Source organism: Pseudomonas sp. PS1(2021), assembly GCF_020405165.1.
In the GTDB taxonomy this organism is placed as follows: Bacteria; Pseudomonadota; Gammaproteobacteria; order Pseudomonadales; family Pseudomonadaceae; genus Pseudomonas; species Pseudomonas aeruginosa.
This window is the reverse complement of the sequence record NZ_CP084484.1, coordinates 7,324,817-7,344,804: the sequence shown is the minus strand read 5'-3', so window position 1 is coordinate 7,344,804 and position 19,988 is coordinate 7,324,817. Positions and strand designations below refer to the sequence as shown.

At 62.8% G+C, this 19,988-nt stretch carries 17 protein-coding genes and 1 tRNA gene; 10 read left to right on the top strand and 8 right to left on the bottom strand.

Features of this window, described 5'->3' with window-relative positions:
* The first annotated feature begins 4 nt into the window (after positions 1–4).
* Positions 5–91, top strand: a tRNA-Leu gene (locus LE197_RS34780).
* A gap of 471 nt (positions 92–562) precedes the next feature.
* Here the strand turns inward: LE197_RS34780 and LE197_RS34775 are convergent.
* On the bottom strand, positions 563–1,132 hold the full coding sequence (locus LE197_RS34775; RefSeq protein WP_003453764.1) for a hypothetical protein: 570 nt from the start codon (positions 1,130–1,132) through the stop codon (positions 563–565).
* 128 nt (positions 1,133–1,260) lie between these two features.
* Positions 1,261–2,265, bottom strand: a complete 1,005-nt coding sequence (locus LE197_RS34770; RefSeq protein WP_196752275.1) for a lectin MOA-related protein — start codon at positions 2,263–2,265, stop codon at positions 1,261–1,263.
* Positions 2,266–2,740: 475 nt separating this feature from the next.
* On the opposite strand from LE197_RS34770, the gene LE197_RS34765 reads away from it, so the two are divergent.
* A protein-coding gene (locus LE197_RS34765) for an IS3 family transposase (RefSeq protein ID WP_223683517.1) occupies positions 2,741–3,840 on the top strand; the annotation gives its coding sequence in 2 pieces (ribosomal slippage) (positions 2,741–2,924 and positions 2,924–3,840; 1,101 coding nt in all).
* A 575-nt stretch (positions 3,841–4,415) separates the two neighbouring features.
* Here the strand turns inward: LE197_RS34765 and LE197_RS34755 are convergent.
* A complete protein-coding gene (locus LE197_RS34755; protein WP_023083321.1) occupies positions 4,416–5,996 on the bottom strand; it encodes an EAL domain-containing protein in 1,581 nt (526 codons plus the stop codon).
* A gap of 129 nt (positions 5,997–6,125) precedes the next feature.
* Between LE197_RS34755 and LE197_RS34750 the strand changes: the two genes are divergently transcribed.
* Positions 6,126–6,623, top strand: coding sequence for an RDD family protein (locus tag LE197_RS34750; RefSeq protein WP_003100603.1), 498 nt, complete (start codon positions 6,126–6,128; stop codon positions 6,621–6,623).
* A 130-nt stretch (positions 6,624–6,753) separates the two neighbouring features.
* Here LE197_RS34750 and lptG read toward each other — a convergent pair whose 3' ends face one another.
* The 4 genes from lptG to LE197_RS34730 form a co-directional block, all read right to left on the bottom strand.
* A complete protein-coding gene (gene lptG, locus LE197_RS34745) occupies positions 6,754–7,821 on the bottom strand; it encodes an LPS export ABC transporter permease LptG (RefSeq protein ID WP_003092863.1) in 1,068 nt (355 codons plus the stop codon).
* Entirely contained in the window at positions 7,814–8,932 is a 1,119-nt protein-coding gene (lptF, locus tag LE197_RS34740; protein ID WP_003092864.1) for an LPS export ABC transporter permease LptF, read from the bottom strand. Before lptF ends, lptG begins: the two co-directional genes overlap by 8 nt.
* 191 nt (positions 8,933–9,123) lie before the next feature.
* The gene (locus LE197_RS34735) at positions 9,124–10,047 is read right to left on the bottom strand and encodes an alpha/beta hydrolase (RefSeq protein WP_073666534.1); all 924 of its coding nucleotides are present in this window, start codon (positions 10,045–10,047) and stop codon (positions 9,124–9,126) included.
* An 83-nt stretch (positions 10,048–10,130) separates the two neighbouring features.
* Positions 10,131–10,943, bottom strand: coding sequence for an AraC family transcriptional regulator (locus tag LE197_RS34730; RefSeq protein WP_023109699.1), 813 nt, complete (start codon positions 10,941–10,943; stop codon positions 10,131–10,133).
* Between the two features lie 336 nt (positions 10,944–11,279).
* Here LE197_RS34730 and LE197_RS34725 point away from each other — a divergent pair, with 336 nt between their 5' ends.
* The 4 genes from LE197_RS34725 (at position 11,280) to LE197_RS34710 (ending at position 16,544) form a co-directional block, all read left to right on the top strand.
* A complete protein-coding gene (locus tag LE197_RS34725) occupies positions 11,280–12,767 on the top strand; it encodes a leucyl aminopeptidase (protein ID WP_003092867.1) in 1,488 nt (495 codons plus the stop codon).
* On the top strand, positions 12,764–13,192 hold the full coding sequence (gene holC / locus LE197_RS34720) for a DNA polymerase III subunit chi (protein WP_023109698.1): 429 nt from the start codon (positions 12,764–12,766) through the stop codon (positions 13,190–13,192). The genes LE197_RS34725 and holC overlap by 4 nt, the downstream gene beginning before the upstream one ends.
* Before the next feature lie 11 nt (positions 13,193–13,203).
* The gene (locus LE197_RS34715; protein WP_003453779.1) at positions 13,204–13,572 is read left to right on the top strand and encodes a hypothetical protein; all 369 of its coding nucleotides are present in this window, start codon (positions 13,204–13,206) and stop codon (positions 13,570–13,572) included.
* Between the two features lie 119 nt (positions 13,573–13,691).
* The gene (locus LE197_RS34710; protein ID WP_073666533.1) at positions 13,692–16,544 is read left to right on the top strand and encodes a valine--tRNA ligase; all 2,853 of its coding nucleotides are present in this window, start codon (positions 13,692–13,694) and stop codon (positions 16,542–16,544) included.
* Between the two features lie 37 nt (positions 16,545–16,581).
* Here LE197_RS34710 and LE197_RS34705 read toward each other — a convergent pair whose 3' ends face one another.
* On the bottom strand, positions 16,582–16,995 hold the full coding sequence (locus LE197_RS34705; protein ID WP_023109697.1) for a DUF2007 domain-containing protein: 414 nt from the start codon (positions 16,993–16,995) through the stop codon (positions 16,582–16,584).
* A 194-nt stretch (positions 16,996–17,189) separates the two neighbouring features.
* Here LE197_RS34705 and LE197_RS34700 point away from each other — a divergent pair, with 194 nt between their 5' ends.
* The 3 genes from LE197_RS34700 (at position 17,190) to LE197_RS34690 (ending at position 19,938) form a co-directional block, all read left to right on the top strand.
* Complete coding sequence (locus LE197_RS34700) at positions 17,190–18,167, top strand: ABC transporter substrate-binding protein (protein ID WP_003092876.1); 978 nt, start codon at positions 17,190–17,192, stop codon at positions 18,165–18,167.
* Between the two features lie 83 nt (positions 18,168–18,250).
* Entirely contained in the window at positions 18,251–19,141 is an 891-nt protein-coding gene (locus tag LE197_RS34695) for an ABC transporter permease (RefSeq protein WP_003092881.1), read from the top strand.
* A 2-nt stretch (positions 19,142–19,143) separates the two neighbouring features.
* Positions 19,144–19,938 carry an ABC transporter ATP-binding protein gene (locus tag LE197_RS34690; protein WP_023089420.1) on the top strand — a complete coding sequence of 265 codons (795 nt, stop codon included), beginning with the start codon at positions 19,144–19,146 and terminating at the stop codon, positions 19,936–19,938.
* Positions 19,939–19,988 lie beyond the last annotated feature (50 nt).

The following is a 19,988-nucleotide window of genomic DNA, read 5'->3' as shown; positions in this document are numbered from 1 at the left end:
CATTGCCTCGGTGGCGGAATCGGTAGACGCGGCGGATTCAAAATCCGTTTCTGGCGACAGAGTGAGAGTTCGAGTCTCTCCCGAGGCACCAAAAAAGCCCGCAAATATTTGATTTTTCGGGCTTTTTCGTTTCTGGCGGCGTAAACATGGCGTAACCAGAAAAAGAGCCGTCCGACACACAGGTTAAATCCCGTCGAACAATCCGCCGAGGGCGTCAAGCTCCCACTTCATGATTACCAGTTCGCCAGTGACCTCGGCCGCTGCTGGCCGCTAGTCGGTGTTGCTGTAGCGGATATCCAAGCGTTTCATATGGAAGGGATCAAGGCAGTGCGCCTGTGGGCCAAAGATCTGCCTGTGAAGTGAGGCGCTCGCAAGAGGGGGCCTCGATGGGAATGAAGCATCGACGTCATGCCGATATCCATTGTCCATAACACGAGAAACGGCAGGGTCACACTGTCCGAACGGTGATTTCGGAGCGTCGCACGCCATCGCTGCTCTTCGTACGCATGGCGTGAAGCGCTTCGCACCCAGGTATCCGGACATTGCCCCAAAGACTGGTCCGTTACTCTTTCCCTGAATGGGGTGGGGCATCTTTACCACCGCAAACCGCCTGGTCGGAACAGACGCGAATGGAAAACGCCTGATCACCGCCAGGGCCGGAGCACGCGGGGCCCCCTGTTGTGTAGATCCTTACGGGATTCCTCATTTCAATCGCGTTCTGAATGGTGGAAAGTAGTCGAGCCTGCGCTTGCCAAGCCTCGGGCCAGTTTCCCGGATACGTAGCGATCGTTATTACTTTTCCTGCATCGGTGCCATCTATCCAAGAGTCGAAGGAGTTCCCTGTGGGCTGGTCGAACCCCTCAGTATCCAGCTTAATTTTCGTGGTTATGGTATTCGAGGCGTAAGGTTCGTCAACCGCGTAATCGGTTATGTAACCCGCACCGCACAGCCAGAACTGAGTACTGTCCTTGGCGGATTTTTTATTCTCTGTCAATGGCAACGCCAGTGCTTGGGAGACAATTACACTAAGTAGCAGGCTGATGCTCAAGGTGCTGAGAGTCTTTTTATGTTTCTTGACGAGAGCCACCTGCTTGAGTGAATAATTTACCTGCAACTTGTGAAAGCTTTCCATAATCTGACTCCTCATCTTCAAATGGCTTGAACGCTTGGAATGCAGCGATTACTCTATATGTTGGGCAGGAGGTTGAAAGTAATTTATCGCTAGCTGCTAGATGATTTAAAGGATCTCTATGTTGCGGACTAGATAATCATGAACGTCGGAGTGTAATCCCATCTAGCCGCATCCGAAATTTTTCCATTTTGTGGTTCTATAATCTTCAACTCTCCAGAGTAGTTGACGAAAAAGTTGACTGCATGACCATCCCCTCCCGTCTTGGATGCACCGAAAAGTATGCCGACTGCATAGGCGCGCTGGAGTTTCAAGGCCTGACTGTCTTTGTATGCCTGCAATGATGCATAGGCTTTGAAGGCAAAGCTAAAGTCATCACACTCAAAAACATCATTTTTATACGAAACAGATGTCGATGAGCGGAAATTTTTATATATTGAATTTATTTTATTCTCATCCACGAGCTCGCATTCATAATTCGCTAGCTGCACGTTCACCTGCGAAAAGCTTATGTCTGGCCAGGTAGCCTGGCCTAGTGCAAAGATGGCAGGGTTGGCAAGGAAGAAAGTATGGATCGTGAATCTTATAGGTGTGTAACTTGTTTTACTCCCTATATAGACGTCTCCATCGTCTTCGCACAGAGCCATTGTTCCGTCGCTCGTTGTAAGAGAATTATCGCTCGCTAGATAGAACCTGAGGTCTGGGGTTGAGGAGTTCGTGTATTTTTCACCGCCCCAGAATGCCCACTGCCAACTGGCGGGCAAGGTACCATTTGAATGAAGCCAGACATGATTGTATGGCCAGCCTAGTAAAATTGTCGACGGGCTTTCTTGGGTCGGAGGAGAACTGAAAGTAACGCCGAATATCCAGTTTCCATGTTCCTCCTTATCCACCATCTGCGCCCAATTCCAATCACTGGACTCTGTCTTTCCATTTTTGGCAGCGAGAATACGCCCCTGAGAATCAGCGAGTAGATATGCTCTGTTGGCATCCAACTGCTCGAGGGTCAACGGTTCGCTGAGAATTAGAGGTATGCCGAGGGACTGGAAGATGCTTGGCTCTTCCTTGGTTTCATGCTTCTCTTGAAGAGTTTCGCATGGAGCTCGCTCTGCCTGACCTGGCTCTGGCTTTTGCATATATGCCTCTTTTTGTATGGGTGTCATTTTTCTTTTTGGCCGTCGAGAATTTTTATACCTTTCCTTGATTTTCGCTTTTTTCAAGGACTGGGGAAGCCGTTAATTTTCACAGGGATATTTTCATTTTAATATATCGAATCGACTATTAATAGCATTTCGTTTGCTAGAGCAAGGGAGGTTCTCTTTGCGCCTTTGACTTGAACTCGCTATATAAGCTTTTTTGCTTTCTGAGTTTTAGTGACTCTATCCGAGCGGCACTTACTTAACCATCCTTGAACTCCCCTTTTTTGGCTTCCGTACTCTTTGCTTAGCGCACTGGGATTAGTAGTGGATAGGGTTTTAGCCTTCGTTTGAGGGCTCTCTGAATCGCCCCGGGTTTCGTAGACACCTCTTTGCCTTAAACTGAGGCCAATTAGGAGGTGCCATGAGCAACCCGCGTTACCCCGAAGAATTCAAAATCTAAGCAGTCAATCAAGTGACCAAAAAGAAGCTGCCTGTCGCTGATGTAGCGGCCCGTCTCGGCGTGTCGACGCATAGCCTCTATGCCTGGATAAAGCGCTACAGCAAACCTCAAGAAGAACGGCAGCAGGACGATGATCAGCACGCTGAACTGCGTCGTCTGCGAGCCGAACTAAAGCGCGTCACTGAAGAGCGAGATATCTTAAAAAAGGCCGCCGCGTACTTTGCCAAGGAGTGCGGTTGAGGTACGCCTTTATCAAGCAGCGAGCCGGCAACTATTCCATTCGACGGCTTTGCCTGACGCTGAAGGTCCATCCCAGCGGTTATTACGCCTGGTTGTCTGAGCCGCAATCGGCACGCGCTAAAGACGATCAGCGACTGCTGGGTTTGATCAAGCATTCTTGGCTGGAGAGCGGCACCGTTTATGGCTATCGCAAAATCCATGACGATCTGCGCGAGGTCGGTGAAGTTTGCGGGCGCCATCGTGTGGCAAGGCTGATGCGTCTTGAAGGACTGCGCTCTCAGACAGGTTATCGACGCCGCCCTGGAAAGTACGGCGGTAAGCCAGCGGTCGCCTCGCCCAATTTGCTGAAGCGCCAATTCGATGTAGTGGAACCCAACAAGGTTTGGGTAACCGACATCACCTACATTCGTACGTATGAAGGCTGGTTGTATTTGGCGGTGGTGTTGGATCTTTTTTCTCGTCAGGTCGTTGGCTGGTCAATGAAGGCGCAGATGACCAGTGATTTGGCTATTAATGCGTTGTTGATGGCGGTTTGGAGGCGTAAACCGAAGCAAGAGGTGATGGTTTATTCCGACCAGCGCAGCCAGTACAGCAGCTCCGATTGGCGCAGCTTTTTGAAGGCAAACAATTTGGTTGCCAGCATGAGTCGTCGAGGCAACTGTCATGACAACGCCGTGGCCGAGAGCTTTTTCCAGCTTCTGAAACGAGAACGGATCAAGCGGAAAATTTACACCACGCGGGAAGATGCTCGTAGCGATGTGTTCGATTACATCGAAATGTTCTACAACTCAAAACGCCGACATGGTTTCAACAATCAGCTGTCACCGCTAGAGTTTGAAAAGCGTCATGCAATGAACTTGCAATGTGTCTAGAGAATCCGGGGCGATTCAGCCAACTGCGCACTGCCGAGCGTAGCTCGCATTCCTGACCGGCATCTGACCCAACGAAGACTCTAGATCAAACACATGGTTTCTGTAAGTATGCAGGCGCGGTTCAATCTGTAGGAGTCGTAACCACTCCAGCAAAGTCAGCCTGGCTATCGAGCAACTTTCGACATGGGGGGTATTGCAAAATAAAAAATAGATTTACATCTAATTTAAGTCCCTCCCGAGCACCATCCTAACTTCCCAAGCGTTTCCAGGGGGAGCCCAGGACAGCAGAGAAACCGGCCTTCGCGCCGGTTTTTTGTTGTCTGCGATCTGATCCGGCCTGCAAATAAAAAAAGGCAGCGCTGGAGTCGAGACGCTGCCTTTACCCGAACTGCTGTCTTCCCAGCTCGGCGAAAAAAATCTACCACAGCCGAAGCAAAAAAATAGCCCCGCGGATGCGAGGCATTTTGTCGTTCCAGAGGCGATGCAGGGCTTGCACCTGCTCGACCTGCGGGCCTTTTGTCCCATCCGTAACGAAGAAGCTGAGTGGCTGCCCCTCGCCGATGGACTTGTAGCCGCTAGCCTCGATCTGCCGGAAGTGCGACGACGGAAGCGTCCTGCCCCTCCTGCACAGTCAGGCTGGAAAGCAAACTCTCCAGCGGCATCGGCCGGCCGATCAGGTAGCCCTGCAGGTAATCCACCCCGCGGGCGGCCAGGTAGTCACGCTGCTCGGGAGTCTCCACGCCTTCGGCGACGATATCCAGGTCGAGCTTGGCGGACAGCTCGACGATGCTGTCGAGAATATGCCCGGAAAGAGTATCGATGCCGATGCGGGCGACGAAGCTCTGGTCGATCTTCAGGCAGTCCACCTGGAACTTGCGCAGGTAGGCCAGGCTGGAATGTCCGGTGCCGAAATCGTCGATGGCGATCTTCACTCCCAGGGCATGCAATTCGTCGAACAGGCGGTCGGTGACTTCGCTCGACTCGATCAGCTCGCGCTCGGTCAGTTCCAGGACCAGGGTGATGTGCCCGGGCGGAAACGCCGCCAACAGCTCGCGACAGTCGTCCACCAAGGCCAGATCGTGGCAATGGGTGGCGCTGATGTTGAAACCGATGTGGAAGCCCGGCTCCAGCTTCCCGGCATGCCCGCCGAGGTCTTCCGCGACCTGGCGCATCAGCGCGCGCGTCATCGGTACGATCAGTCCCGAGCGCTCGGCGAAAGGTATGAACAGGTCGGGCCGGATCAGTCCCTCGCGCGGATGACGCCAGCGCATGAGCACCTCGACGCCTATCCAGCGTCCACCCTGGCCGGGACTCAGCGGCTGGTAGTAGGGAATGAACTCGTTGGCCTCCAGGGCCCGGCGCAGTTCGCTGCTGGGCGAGGCGACCCGCCTGGATAGCCAGTAGCACAGAGTGCCGGCCAGCAGTCCGAAGAACAGTAGCAGGCCGAACATCGCCGGGTTCTGCGAGCGGATCGATCGCCATTCCTCGCCCTCGGGGAAGCCCGACAGCACCCGCAACGGATAACGCTGCGAAGCGAGCGATACGGCGGCGACCTCATAGGTGGGCGGCGCGTCGCGGTGAGTGCGGCCCTCGGCATCCAGCCAATTGGGACCGACCACCAGCACCTGGCGGCTGCGTCGGTCAACGAGGTCCAGTACGTAGCTCAAGTAGCGCCCGTCGATCGCCGCCAATACCCCGCGCTTGCCGTCGAAGTCCCGCAGGACCAGCAGCGCGGCGTCCGGCGTGACCTGGTTGCCGGGCATCAGCAGGAGGCGTCCGTCGACATAGTTCTCGATCCGCACCGGCTCGTCGAAGCCGCCGAACAACGACGTGCAATAGATCGTATTGTCGCGCGTCAAATTGACCGAGCGCACGAACGGCATGATCGCCACTTGCTCGCGCAGCGCCAGCTCGGCCTCGGGACAAGGACGCCCCGCCACCGGCATGACCTTGCGCGCCGCCAACGCAGCGTTGTCGAGCATCCGTTCGAACTGCCGCACCGCATTCCCGGCTGCCTGCTCGGACGTCTCCTGGAGGCTTCGCTCGGCCTGCCAGTAGAGGATGAGCAGCCCCAGGACGATCGGCATCACCCCGACCAGCACGGACAACGACAGCCGGAGCGCCTTTCTCCTAGCTCGCTTCACCGGAATCGGCATAGAAAAGACTCGTAATGATTGGGGTCTGCGCAAAGACTAGAACAGCCGGGGAAAAGCGTTGCCCGGGTGGGCGGCGCAAGCTGCGGATGGACGTATAATCCCCGGCTTTGCCCCGCACGGAACACGCCGATGCCGAAACACATGCTTTCTCCCCAGGGCGACTATGCCCCTGCCGGTCTGATCCGCCGCCTGGCGGCGATGTTCTATGACTTCCTGCTCTGCGTGGCGCTGATGATGGTGGTCACCCTGGTCTACCAGCAAGGCATCCTTCGACTGATCTACGGCAGCGACCATCTGCGCGAACTGGCCGACCGCGGCGCGCTGATCGGCGACCCGCTGCTCTCGACCTTGCTGGTGTTCGCCCTGTTCGGCTTCTTCGCCAAATTCTGGACCCACAACGGCCAGACCCTGGGCATGCAGGTCTGGGGACTGCGCGTGCAGAACCGCGACGGCAGCGCCATCAGCCTGCTCCAGGCGCTGCTGCGCTTCATGATCGCCATCGCCTCCTGGCTGTGCCTCGGCCTCGGCTTCCTCTGGATGCTCTGGGACAAGGACAAGCGTACGTGGCACGACCGCTATTCGGAGAGCCAGGTGGTCAGGCTGCCGAAGAACACTCACAAGAAGTGAGCGAAACAGGTCCGCAGAACGCGCTGTTTTGGCCTTTGTCGCGCCGGCGGCCAGGCTCCAGCCCGACGCGACAAGGAAGCACAAAGGCCACCCGTGGGTGGCCTTTTTTCATACCCGGCCGCCGGGCCTGTCAGCCCGCCCGGCGTAGCAGCCAGACACCCGCCAGTGCGCAGATCGAGGCGGGGATCACCACCGCCAGCAGCGGCGGGAAGTCGAACACCAGGCTGGAGGGTCCGAGCAGGTCCTGGGCGATGCGGAAGACGAAGCCCACCAGCACGCCGGTGAAGATCCGCTGGCCCAGGGTCACCGAGCGCAACGGACCGAAGATGAAGGAAATCGCCATCAGCACCAGCGCGGCGGTCACCAGCGGTTGCAGGACCTTGGTCCAGAACGCCAGCCAGTAGCGGTTGTTGTTCAGGCCCTGGTCGGCGAGATAGTGGATGTACTGCCAGAGACCGCTGATAGACAGCGCCTCGGGCTCCATCACCACAGTGTTCAGCAGTTGCGGGCTGAGCTGGGCATCCCAGCGTTCGGTCGGTAGCTTGACCACCTCGGAACGCTTTTCCCTCGGATGCAGCAAGGTGGTGGTGACCTCTTCCAGTTGCCAGTGATCGGTCTCGAAGCGCGCGCGCTTGGCGAAACTGGCCGATTCCAGGCCACGCTGCTCGTCGAAGCGGTAGCGGGTCACGCCGTACAGCACGCCATTGGGCTGCACCGCGTTGATGTGGATGTACTCGCGCCCCTGGCGATGCCACAGACCGCGCTTGGAGCTTTGCGAATCGCCGCCGCCCTGGGCCAGGGCGCGGCCGCTCTGGGCGATGTTCTCGGTCCAGGGCGCGACGTACTCGCCAACCAGGATGCCGGCCAGCATCAGCACCAGCATCGGTTTCATCACCGCCCAGACGATCCGCGACAGGGATACCCCGGCCGCGCGCATGATGGTCAGTTCGCTGTTGCTGGCCAGGGTGCCGAGGCCGACCAGGCAGCCGATCAGCGCCGCCATCGGCAGCATGTCGTAGGCGCGCCGTGGCGCGGTGAGGAAGATGAAGCGCAGGGCGTCGCCGATGCCGTAGCTGGCGCTGATGTCGTTGAGTTCGTCGATGAAGGCGAACAGCAGCGCCAGGCCAAGGATCACCCCGAGCACCGCGAGGATCGCGACGAAGACGGTGACACCGATGTAACGATCGAGCTTAACCATGCGCCACCTCGCGACCGGCACGGGAGGACGCCAGCTTCAGGCGCAAGGGTTCCCAATAGAACAGAAGAAGACCGATCGCCAGGAATAGTCCGTGGACCCACCACAGGCCGATGGCCATGGGGATCTTGCCTTTGTCCAGTTGGCCACGGACAGCGATCAGCAGGGCCAGGTAGCCCATATAAAGGAGGATCGCCGGCAGCAGCTTGAGGAAGCGCCCCTGGCGTGGGTTGACCCGCGACAGCGGCACCGCCAGCAGGGTCACCACGAACACCAGCAGCGGTGTCGACAGGCGCCACTGCAATTCGGCCTGGTAGCGTGGGTTGTCGCTGCCGAACAGGTCGGCGGTGGGCACCGCGTCACGCTCGCTCACCTCGCTGCTGGCCTCGGGCTTGGGCAGCATCACGCCATAGGTGTCGTACTGGATCGCCCGGTAGTTGGCCTGCCCGGGATTGCCGTCGTAGCGGTAGCCGTTGTGCAGGATCAGGTAACGGCTGCCATCCGCCTGGATGTTCTGGGTGCCCTTCTCCGCCACCAGGATGGAGATGCCGCGTTCCTGGTTGCTGCTGTTGAGGTCCTTCTGCGAAATGAAGATGCCGGCCAGTTCGCCGCGATCCTTCGACAGTTCCTCGGTATAGGTCACCCGGGTACCGTCGCGCATTGCCTGGAAACGGCCCGGGACCAGGGTGTCGAACTCGGTCAGGGTATCCTGCTTGTTCAACAGCAGGGCGAACTGGTTGATGCCCTGGGGCGCCAGGAACAGGCTCAGCCAGGCCACCAGGATCGCCACCAGCAGCGCCGGGGCCATGGTATAGCCGAGCAGGCGCTTCTGACTCATGCCGGTCGCCGAGAGCACGGTCATCTCGCTTTCCAGATAGAGTCGCCCGTAGGCCAGCAGGATGCCGAGGAACAGGCCAAGCGGCAGGATCAGCTGCAGGAAGCCGGGAATCCGGAACGCCATGATCAGGAACAGCGAACCGGGGTCGAGCAACCCCTGCGCCGCTTGCGCCAGGTACTTGATGAAACGGCCACTCATGATGATCACCAGCAGCACGGCGCTGACGGCGCTCATGGTGACCAGCACTTCACGGGACAAATAACGGAAAACGATCAATCCGGACACTCCTGGGTTGCCAGGCTCTGACGGGGCCCGTCGGCCCCGTCATCACGCGTTTCCGGCCATGGCGGCATGGCGCGGAGAAAATAGCCGGCATTATCCTGCGATTCGGCGGGCCTGTCACTGCGCAGGCCGAACCAAGAGCCCGATAGACCGTCGAGGCGAACGCTCGTTCAGCGCTTGCCGATTTATTCGACGACTGTCGCTGGCTGCTCGCCGCCCTCTCCGAGATGACGGACGAACCAGTCTGCCGCAGCCTGGCTGGTGGCGTCGAAATGCTCGATGTACGGCGTGAAATGGCCGCCGGCGAGCATCAGCAGCCGCTTGGGCGGCAACGCCCGCTGGTAGGCCTCCAGGCAAAGGTCAGTGGGCGTGAGCAGGTCCCGGTCGGCGACGATCATCAGCAGCGGCGTGGGGCTGATCCGCGCCATGTGAATGCCTGGCTCGTTCTCCCGCGCCAGCTCGGCGCTACGCAGAGTCACCCGGTTGCGCCAGCTCGGCGCCAGCGCCGCGCTGTCGGTGAAGAACCGGTGGGCGTCCGCGCCGGCCATCGCGCAAGGCTCGTCGGGGCCCGCGGCGACCGCCGGCAACAGCGCCGGCGGCAAGCCCTCGAAGCGCCGCTGGCGGTCCGCGTCGAAGCTTGCCAGCAATGCCGGCAACTGCTCGGCGCGGGTCCGGCGCAACGCCGAGGCATGGCCGCTGACGGTCGGCACCTGCGCCACCACGCATTTCACCCGCCGATCCAGTGCGGCCACTTCCAGCACATGTCCGCCGCTGTAGCTGGTTCCCCAGATGCCGATGCGGCTGGCGTCGACCCGGGTCTGGGCGCCCAACCAGGTGATCGCGTCGCGATAGCCGCGACGCTGCATCACCGGATCGATTTCCTGGCGCGGCTCGCCGTCGCTGTCGCCGAAGTTCGGATGATCGTAGAGGAGCACGACGAAGCCGGCGGCGGCGAATACCTCGGCGTAACGGTCCAGGTACTGCTCCTTCACCCCGGAAAAACCGTGCGTCATGACGATCGCCGGCCGCTCGGCACGCGCCTCCGGCAAATACAGCCAGCCGCGCAGGGCGACACCCTCGGAGCGGAATTCCACGTTCAGTCGTTGCATGCTTGCCTCCCGGGGCAGTCGTCTGGAAACGGGCCCAGCATAGGAATCCTGCCGCGTCGGCGCCGTCCGCCAACGGACGAAGGCTACGCCGAATCGGACAAGGCGAAGTAGCGGCTCGGCGTGCTCCCGGTCAGGCGTCGGAACATGGCACTGAATGCGCTGGGCGTCTGGTAGCCGAGATCCACGGCGATCCGCGCCACCGCTTCGCCAGCCGCCAGGCGTGGCAGGGCGGCGGCCAGGCGCACCTGGTGGCGCCAATGGACGAATGTCACTCCCAGTTGGGAGAGAAACAGCCGTGCCAGGGTCCGCGAGGACGCCCCCACGTAGCGCGCCCACTCCTCCAGCCCGCGAGGGTCGGCCGGGTTCTCCAGCAGCGCCTGGCAGACTCTTCCCAGGCGTCGGTCCGCGGGGTCGGGCAAGGCCAGGGGCTGTTCCCGCGACCACTCCAGTTCGTCCAGCAGCACCGCCATCAACCGCCCCTCCCGGCCGCGCTCGTCGTACAACAACGGCAGGCCGGCGGCGCGCACGATCAACTCGCGCAACAATGGGCTGACCATCACTCCGCGCGGCACCCGGGGGAATTCCGGCGGGCAGGACTGCGGCCGGGCATAGACGGTGTGCAAGCGGACCTCGCCGCGCGCCAGCATCGCGTGCGCCATCCCCGCCGGCATCCATACCGCGCGCTGCGGCGGGACCAGCCATAGCGTGCGACCGACATGCAGTTCGATCACGCCCGACAGGGCATGGATCAACTGCGCCCGCTCGTGCCGGTGCTCGGCGACCACGAACCCCGCCGGGAAGGTCTTGGCCATGACCCCGAGCGGCCGGCCGACTCGCTGGTAATCGCGCGGATCGGTACTCCGGGCGGGATCCGCGACTGGTTTGCTGGCGGGCACGGTGCGACTCCTGCGGAACGAAACGTTCATTATAGGGACGCGGCATGGCCGCGGGTTCCCATGCGTACACAGTCGTGCCAGACACGCCGCAGTTGTGCGACCATGTGCGGCAACGGCCGGGAGGCACCGCCAACCCGGCTCCGGCGCTGTAGAACCTCGGTTGCCATCCTCGGCATGGAACGACCCCCGCCGCAACGACTAAGCTGTCGCTGCCTGCGTCACCGCCCCGGCGGCGACCGTCAGTCCTTGGGACGAATCGTGCTCGGAACAATCGCTTACCGCTAACGGATGCCGCCCCTTGCGCCATCCCGACTGTCTGTATTGGGGACCTCTTCCATGGAATTCCTTGTTAAAAGCGTACGCCCGGAAACCCTGAAAACCGCCACCCTGGTGCTCGCCGTAGGCGAAGGCCGCAAGCTCGGCGCCAGCGCCAAGGCGGTCGACGACGCCACCGGCGGCGCCATCAGCGCAGTGCTCAAGCGTGGCGACCTGGCCGGCAAGGTCGGCCAGACCCTGCTCCTGCAGAGCCTGCCCAATCTCAAGGCCGAGCGCGTGCTGCTGGTCGGCGCCGGCAAGGAGCGCGAACTGGGCGACCGCCAGTACCGCAAGCTGGCCTCCGCCGTGCTGTCGACCCTCAAGGGCCTGGCCGGCGCCGATGCCGCGCTGGCCCTCGGCGATCTCGCGGTGAAAGGCCGCGATGCCCACGCGAAGGCGCGTCTGCTGGTGGAAACCCTGGCCGATGGCCTGTACGTGTTCGATCGCTACAAGAGCCAGAAAGCCGAGCCGCTGAAACTGAAGAAGCTGACCCTGCTCGCCGACAAGGCCGACAGCGCCGCCGTCGAGCAAGGCAGCAAGGAAGCTCAGGCCATCGCCAATGGCATGGCCCTGACCCGCGATCTCGGCAACCTTCCGCCGAACGTCTGCCATCCGACGTTCCTCGGCGAGCAGGCCAAGGGCCTGGCCAAGGAGTTCAAGGGCCTGAAGGTCGAGGTCCTCGACGAGAAGAAACTGCGCGAGCTGGGCATGGGCTCGTTCCTCGCCGTCGCCCAGGGCAGCGACCAGCCGCCGCGGCTGATCGTCCTGCAATACAACGGCGCGAAGAAGGACCAGGCCCCGCACGTGCTGGTCGGCAAGGGCATCACCTTCGACACCGGCGGCATCAGCCTCAAGCCGGGCCTGGGCATGGACGAGATGAAGTTCGACATGTGCGGCGCCGCCAGCGTCTTCGGCACCTTCCGCGCGGTGCTCGAACTGCAGTTGCCGATCAACCTGGTCGGCCTGCTGGCCTGCGCCGAGAACATGCCCAGCGGCGGAGCCACCCGTCCGGGCGACATCGTCACCACCATGAGCGGGCAGACCGTCGAGATCCTCAACACCGACGCCGAAGGGCGCCTGGTGCTGTGCGATGCACTGACCTACGCCGAGCGCTTCAAGCCTCAGTCGGTGATCGACATCGCCACCCTCACCGGCGCCTGCATCGTCGCCCTGGGCAGCAACACCTCGGGCCTTATGGGCAACAACGAAGCGCTGGTCAGGCAACTGCTCAAGGCCGGCGAGTTCGCCGACGACCGCGCCTGGCAATTGCCGCTGTTCGACGAATACCAGGAACAGCTGGACAGCCCGTTCGCCGACATCGCCAACATCGGCGGGCCGAAGGCCGGCACCATCACCGCCGGCTGCTTCCTCTCGCGCTTCGCCAAGAAATACCACTGGGCGCACCTGGACATCGCCGGCACCGCCTGGATCAGCGGCGGCAAGGACAAAGGCGCCACCGGCCGCCCGGTTCCGTTGTTGACCCAGTACCTGCTGGAACGGGCCAAGTGACCCGGGTCGATTTCTACGTGATCCCCAGCGCCGATCCGTCGGCGCGCCTGCAGGTCGCCTGCCGCCTGGCCGAGAAGGCCTGGCGGCAGGGCATGCAGGTCTACCTGCATTGCGCCGACGAGGCGCAGCGCAGCGAGTTGGACGGCCGCCTGTGGAGCTTCCGCGGCGAGGCCTTCATTCCTCACAGCCTGGCCGAGGAAGACGCCGAGGCGCCCGTCGCCCTGGGCCTGGGCGAGCTCCCGGGGAACCATCGCGACCTGCTGATCAACCTGACCCTCGAGGCCCCCGGCTTCGTCCCGAACTTTTCGCGGGTGGCCGAACTGGTGGTCGAGGAGCCGGCGATCCGCCAGGCGGCACGGGATAAATTCCGCTTCTACCGGGAGCAGGGCTATCCTCTACAGGACCATCGCCTGCCGCGTATCTGAAGTGCACGACCATGGACAGCCACAAACCGACACAACCCCCGGAGCAGTTGCTCGATGACCTGGAGTCGATCCACGACCTGCTCTACGAACGGAACGAGCCGCCCTTGCTGACCGAATCCTTCGAGCCGGACAACATTCCCCTGCTCTCCGACGTCGTCTCCCCCGGTACCGCCCCGCGCGCGCCAGAGCCGCAGACCGCGGCACCCACCACGGCAGGGCTGGCGCCCGCCGAACAGGAGCGCCTGGACGACGAGTTGCGAGCGTCCGCCGAACTGATCCTGCAGGAAGTCATCGACGACTTCGCCCCGCAGATCGAAGCCGAACTGCGCCGCCGCCTGCAAGCCCGCCTGGGTCGCCTGCTCGGCCAACGCAACGGCTGATCCGGACGCGGCGGGCGCCCGCCGCGGCCCGCGGCCTTACCCCCGGGCCGCCATCCCCGCTATACTCCCGGACTTTCTTCGCATTTTCCCCAGCCATATTCAGCTTTGGTCCCTTTCGCATGGACAAGACTTACCAGCCGCACGCCATCGAGACTTCCTGGTACGAGACCTGGGAGTCCAACGACTACTTCGCTCCGAGCGGCGAAGGCCAGCCCTACACCATCATGATCCCGCCGCCGAACGTGACCGGCAGCCTGCACATGGGCCATGGCTTCAACAACGCGATCATGGACGCGCTGATCCGCTACCGCCGCATGCAGGGCCGCAACACCCTGTGGCAGCCGGGCACCGATCACGCCGGCATCGCCACCCAGATGGTGGTCGAGCGCCAGCTCGGCGCCCAGGGCGTGAGCCGCCACGACCTCGGCCGGGAGAAGTTCCTGGAGAAAGTCTGGGAATGGAAGGAACAGTCCGGCGGCAACATCACCCGGCAGATTCGTCGCCTGGGCTCCTCGGTGGACTGGTCGCGCGAGCGCTTCACCATGGACGACGGCCTCTCCGAAGCGGTCAAGGAAGCCTTCGTGCGCCTGCATGAAGACGGCCTGATCTACCGCGGCAAACGCCTGGTGAACTGGGACACCAAGCTGCACACCGCGATTTCCGACCTGGAAGTGGAAAACCACGACGAGAAGGGCCACCTCTGGCACCTGCGCTACCCGCTGGTGAACGGCGCGGAGACCAGCGAAGGCCTGGATTACCTGGTGGTCGCCACCACCCGTCCGGAAACCCTGCTGGGCGACGCCGCGGTCGCGGTGCACCCGGAAGACGAGCGCTACGCCAAGCTGATCGGCCAGTTCGCCGAACTGCCGATCGTCGGCCGGCACATCCCGATCATCGCCGACGAGTACGTCGACCGCGAATTCGGCACCGGCTGCGTGAAGATCACCCCGGCCCACGACTTCAACGACTACGAAGTGGGCAAGCGCCACGACCTGCCGCTGATCAACATCTTCGACAAGAACGCCGCGGTGCTGGCCCAGGCCCAGGTGTTCCACCTCGACGGCAGCGTCAACCCGAACCTCGACCCCAGCCTGCCGCAGAGCTACGCCGGCATGGACCGCTTCGCCGCGCGCAAGGCCATCGTCGCCGAGTTCGAGGCCATGGGCCTGCTCGAGAAGGTCGACGACCACGCGCTGAAAGTACCGAAGGGCGACCGCTCCGGCACCGTCATCGAGCCCTGGCTGACCGACCAGTGGTACGTCAGCACCAAGCCGCTGGCCGAAGACGCCATCGCCGCCGTGGAAGACGGCCGTATCCAGTTCGTGCCCAAGCAGTACGAGAACATGTACTTCTCCTGGATGCGCGACATCCAGGACTGGTGCATCAGCCGCCAGCTCTGGTGGGGCCACCGCATCCCGGCCTGGTACGACGAGGCCGGCAACGTCTACGTCGGCCGCGACGAGGTCGAGGTGCGCACCAAGCACAAGCTCGGCAACGAGGTCGAGTTGCGCCAGGACGAAGACGTTCTCGACACCTGGTTCAGCTCCGGCCTGTGGACCTTCTCCACCCTCGGCTGGCCGCAGCAGACCGAGTTCCTCAAGACCTTCCACCCCACCGACGTACTGGTCACCGGCTTCGACATCATCTTCTTCTGGGTCGCGCGGATGATCATGCTCACCATGCACCTGGTGAAGAACCCCGACGGCACCCCGCAGATCCCGTTCAAGACCGTCTATGTCCACGGCCTGGTGCGCGACGGCCAGGGCCAGAAGATGTCCAAGTCCAAGGGCAACGTGCTCGACCCGCTGGACATCGTCGACGGCATCGACCTCGATACCCTGCTGCAAAAGCGCACCAGCGGCATGATGCAGCCGAAGCTGGCGGAGAAGATCGCCAAGCAGACCCGCGCCGAATTCCCCGAAGGCATCGCCAGCTACGGCACCGACGCCCTGCGCTTCACCTTCTGCTCGCTGGCCTCCACCGGCCGCGACATCAAGTTCGACATGGGCCGCGTCGAAGGCTTCCGCAACTTCTGCAACAAGATCTGGAACGCCGCCAACTTCGTCATCGAGAACACCGATGGCCAGGACACCGGGGTCAACGGCGAGCCGGTCGAGCTGTCCTCGGTCGACCGCTGGATCATCTCCCAGTTGCAGCGCACCGAGCAGGAAGTCACCCGCCAGCTCGACGCCTTCCGCTTCGACCTGGCCGCCCAGGCCCTCTATGAGTTCATCTGGGACGAGTACTGCGCCTGGTACCTGGAGCTGGTCAAGCCGGTGCTGTGGGACGAGAACGCCCCTATCGAGCGCCAGCGCGGCACTCGTCGCACCCTGATCCGCGTGCTGGAGACGGCCCTGCGCCTGGCGCACCCGTTCATGCCGTTCATCACCGAGGAAATCTGGCAGCGCATCAAGGGCCAGGCCGGCAAGGAAGGCCCGACCCTGATGCTGCAACCCTGGCCGGTGGCCGACGAAGGCAGGATCGACGCCGCCGCCGAAGGCGACATCGAGTGGGTCAAGGCGCTGATGCTCGGCGTACGGCAGATCCGCGGCGAGATGAACATCTCCATGGCCAAGCGCATCGACATCATCCTCAGGAACGCCTCGCCCAGCGACCACCGCCGCCTGGCCGACAACGAGCCGCTGCTGATGAAACTGGCCAAGCTGGAAAGCATCCGCGTGCTGGAAGCCGGCGAGGAAGCGCCGATGTCCGCCACCGCCCTGGTCGGCGACATGGAAGTATTGGTGCCGATGGCCGGCCTGATCGACAAGAGCGCCGAACTGGGGCGCCTGGACAAGGAGATCCAGCGCCTGGAAGGCGAGGTCAAGCGCGTCGGCGGCAAGCTGTCCAACGAAGGCTTCGTCGCCAAGGCCCCGGCCGACGTGATCGACAAGGAACGCGCCAAGCTCGCCGAGGCCGAACAGGCCCTGGCCAAGCTGGCCGAGCAACGGCAGAAGATCGCCGCGCTCTAACTCCAGCGCCCGCCTCCCAGAGGCGGGCGTTTTGCTTTCACTCGCTTAGAGGCATCGGTACTTCGCTGCGGAAACCGCAGACCTCGCACACCAACCGACGCCGGATCGGCCACAGCGGTACGTTGAGCAGCAGGATCCCAAGGAAGGCCAGGCGGCGGCCGGCCACCTTCCAGGCCACCTGGTCGCTGCCACAACGCAAGCACTGGAACTCGCTGCTGCCCTGCTCGGCCCGCAGCGCCTCGCTTTCATCGGTGGCCAGCAGCGCCACCGCGTCTTCGCGACAGACCATGGGCACTTGCAGGCGCACGCCGCCCAGTGCGTTGGAGTACAGCCACTGCATGTTGATGGTGTGCTCGTCGGCGACGAACGCCGGAATTCCAGCGGCCTCCAGGCGGGCGCGAGCGATCTGCGCCTCCAGGGGATGGGAAAAACGGCCGATGGTCGTGAGCATGTCGCCTCCTTTCGGTCACGGTCCGACGCCGACACCTTACCCGGATCCCCCCCAGCGGTAATCCCACCGCAAGAAAAAACATCAAACCTGCTGACGACTTGCGCGAAAAATGCGATGTTTCGGCCACGCTGTACCCGCACCGCCCAATCAGAACAATTCGCTACAGCGCGCCAATACAATCAGGAGATCGCCGCATGATGCAGGCCTATAAGAATAAATGGTTGCCCCTCAGTGCCCTGGCCCTTGGCATGGCCCTGTCCTTCGGCGCCAACGCCGAAGAGCAGAAGTCGGTGGCCGTGACCGCCATCGTCGAGCACCCGGCGCTGGACGCCGCTCGCGACGGGGTCAAGGAGGCCCTCCAGGAGGCCGGCTACGAAGACGGCAAGAACCTCAAGTGGCAGTACCAGAGCGCCCAGGGCAACACCGGCACCGCCGCGCAGATCGCCCGCAAGTTCATCGGCGACAAGCCCGACGTGATCGTCGGCATCGCCACTCCGTCGGCCCAGGCGCTGGTGGCCGCGACCAAGAGCATCCCGATCGTCTTCAGCACCGTCACCGACCCGGTCGGCGCGCACCTGACGCCGAGCTGGGAAGCCTCCGGCACCAACGTCACCGGGGTTTCCGACATGCTCGCGCTGGACAAGCAGATCGAGCTGATCAAGAAAGTGGTGCCGGGCGCCAAGCGCATCGGCATGGTCTACAACCCGGGCGAAGCCAACTCCGTGGTGGTGGTCAAGGAGCTGAAGGAACTGCTCCCGAAGATGGGCCTGAGCCTGGTCGAAGCCTCGGCACCGCGTTCGGTGGACGTCAGCTCGGCGGCGCGCAGCCTGGTCGGCAAGGTCGACGCGATCTACACCAACACCGACAACAACGTGGTGTCCGCCTACGAGGCGCTGGTCAAGGTCGGCAACGACGCGAAGATCCCGCTGATCGCCTCCGACACCGACAGCGTCAAGCGCGGCGCCATCGCCGCCCTCGGCATCAACTACAAGGAGATGGGCAAGCAGACCGGCCGCATGGTGGTGCGCATCCTCAAGGGCGAGAAGCCGGGCGAGATCAAGCCGGAGACCAGCGACAACCTGCAGCTGTTCGTCAATCCCGGGGCCGCGCAGAAGCAAGGCGTGACCCTGTCCGACGAACTGCTCAAGTCGGCCGCGGAAGTCATCAAGTAAAAAAAGCGGCCGCCGGCCGCGGGCGTTCCGCCCGTGGCCGGACGGCACGATAATCCTGCCTTCACGCACTCGGTTACGAAGTCATGTCTCTGTTTTCCCTGTTCGGTGCCCTGGAGATCGGCCTGATCTTCAGCCTCGTGGCACTCGGCGTGTTCATCTCCTTCCGCCTGCTGCGCTTCCCCGACCTCACGGTGGACGGCAGCTTCCCGCTCGGCGGCGCGGTCTGCGCGACCCTCATCGCCCTTGGCTGGGACCCGTACAGCGCGACCCTGGCGGCCACCGCCGCCGGTGCACTGGCCGGGCTGGCCACCGGCCTGCTCAACGTCAAGCTGAAGATCATGGACCTGCTCGCCAGCATCCTGATGATGATCGCGCTCTACTCGATCAACCTGCGCATCATGGGCAAGCCCAACGTACCGCTGATCGCCGAGCCGACATTGTTCACCCTGCTGCAGCCGGAATGGCTCAGCGACTACGTGTTCCGGCCGCTGCTGCTGGTGTTCATCGTGATCGCCGCGAAGCTGCTGCTGGACTGGTTCTTCACCACCCAGAAAGGCCTGGCGATCCGCGCCACCGGCTCCAACCCGCGGATGGCCCGTGCCCAGGGGGTCAACACCGGCGGCATGATCCTGCTCGGCATGGCCATCTCCAACGCGCTGGTGGCGTTGGCCGGCGCGCTGTTCGCGCAGACCCAGGGCGGCGCCGATATCTCCATGGGTATCGGCACCATCGTCATCGGCCTGGCGGCGGTGATCGTCGGCGAGAGCATCCTGCCCTCGCGCCGGCTGATCCTGGCGACCCTCGCGGTGATCCTCGGTGCCATCGTCTACCGCTTCTTCATCGCCCTGGCGCTGAACAGCGATTTCATCGGCTTGCAGGCCCAGGACCTGAACCTGGTCACCGCGGTGCTGGTCACCGTCGCCCTGGTGATTCCGATGATGAAGAAACGCCTGCTCGGCAAGAAGGGAGCCTGACCATGCTCAGCGCGAAGAACCTGAAGATCACCTTCAACCCCGGCACCCCCATCGAGACCCGCGCCCTGCGCGGCCTGTCGCTGGACATCCCGGCCGGCCAGTTCGTCACCGTGATCGGCTCCAACGGCGCCGGCAAGTCGACCTTCCTCAACGCAGTCTCCGGCGACCTGCCGATCGACAGCGGGCAGATCCTGATCGACGACGAAGACGTCACCCGCAAGCCGGCCTGGGCCCGCGCCAACCGCGTCGCGCGGGTGTTCCAGGACCCCATGGCGGGTACCTGCGAGGACCTCACCATCGAGGAGAACATGGCCCTGGCGCAGCGTCGCGGGACCGGTCGCGGCCTCGGCAGGGCGGTGCAGGCATCGATGCGCGACGGTTTCCGGGAAAGCCTGGCGACCCTCGGCCTCGGCCTGGAGAACCGCCTCGGCGACCGCATCGGCCTGCTCTCCGGCGGCCAGCGCCAGGCCGTCAGCCTGCTGATGGCGGCGCTGCAGCCGTCGCGTATCCTGTTGCTCGACGAACACACCGCGGCGCTCGACCCGCGCACCGCCGACTTCGTCCTGCATCTCACCGCACGGATCGTCGCCGAGAAGAAACTCACCACCATGATGGTCACCCACAGCATGCGCCAGGCGCTGGACGTGGGCGAGCGCACGGTGATGCTGCACCAGGGCCAGGTGGTGCTGGACGTCTCCGGCGAGCAACGCAAGGGCCTCGACGTACCGGACCTGCTGGCGATGTTCGAGAAGGTGCGCGGCGAGAAGCTCGCCGACGACGCCCTCCTCCTCGGCTGACAGGGCCGCTGCGCCTCTCCGCGGCGAAGCGGGGAGGCGCCGTCGACCTG

Bases quoted from the DNA above. Each gene is read 5' to 3' on its own strand.
- LE197_RS34775 (WP_003453764.1), bottom strand. From the start codon at position 1,132: ATGGAAAGCTTTCACAAGTTGCAGGTAAATTATTCACTCAAGCAGGTG.
- LE197_RS34770 (WP_196752275.1), bottom strand. From the start codon at position 2,265: ATGCAAAAGCCAGAGCCAGGTCAGGCAGAGCGAGCTCCATGCGAAACT.
- LE197_RS34755 (WP_023083321.1), bottom strand. From the start codon at position 5,996: ATGCCGATTCCGGTGAAGCGAGCTAGGAGAAAGGCGCTCCGGCTGTCG.
- LE197_RS34750 (WP_003100603.1), top strand. From the start codon at position 6,126: ATGCCGAAACACATGCTTTCTCCCCAGGGCGACTATGCCCCTGCCGGT.
- lptG (WP_003092863.1), bottom strand. From the start codon at position 7,821: ATGGTTAAGCTCGATCGTTACATCGGTGTCACCGTCTTCGTCGCGATC.
- LE197_RS34735 (WP_073666534.1), bottom strand. From the start codon at position 10,047: ATGCAACGACTGAACGTGGAATTCCGCTCCGAGGGTGTCGCCCTGCGC.
- LE197_RS34725 (WP_003092867.1), top strand. From the start codon at position 11,280: ATGGAATTCCTTGTTAAAAGCGTACGCCCGGAAACCCTGAAAACCGCC.
- LE197_RS34715 (WP_003453779.1), top strand. From the start codon at position 13,204: ATGGACAGCCACAAACCGACACAACCCCCGGAGCAGTTGCTCGATGAC.
- LE197_RS34710 (WP_073666533.1), top strand. From the start codon at position 13,692: ATGGACAAGACTTACCAGCCGCACGCCATCGAGACTTCCTGGTACGAG.
- LE197_RS34705 (WP_023109697.1), bottom strand. From the start codon at position 16,995: ATGCTCACGACCATCGGCCGTTTTTCCCATCCCCTGGAGGCGCAGATC.
- LE197_RS34700 (WP_003092876.1), top strand. From the start codon at position 17,190: ATGATGCAGGCCTATAAGAATAAATGGTTGCCCCTCAGTGCCCTGGCC.
- LE197_RS34695 (WP_003092881.1), top strand. From the start codon at position 18,251: ATGTCTCTGTTTTCCCTGTTCGGTGCCCTGGAGATCGGCCTGATCTTC.
- LE197_RS34690 (WP_023089420.1), top strand. From the start codon at position 19,144: ATGCTCAGCGCGAAGAACCTGAAGATCACCTTCAACCCCGGCACCCCC.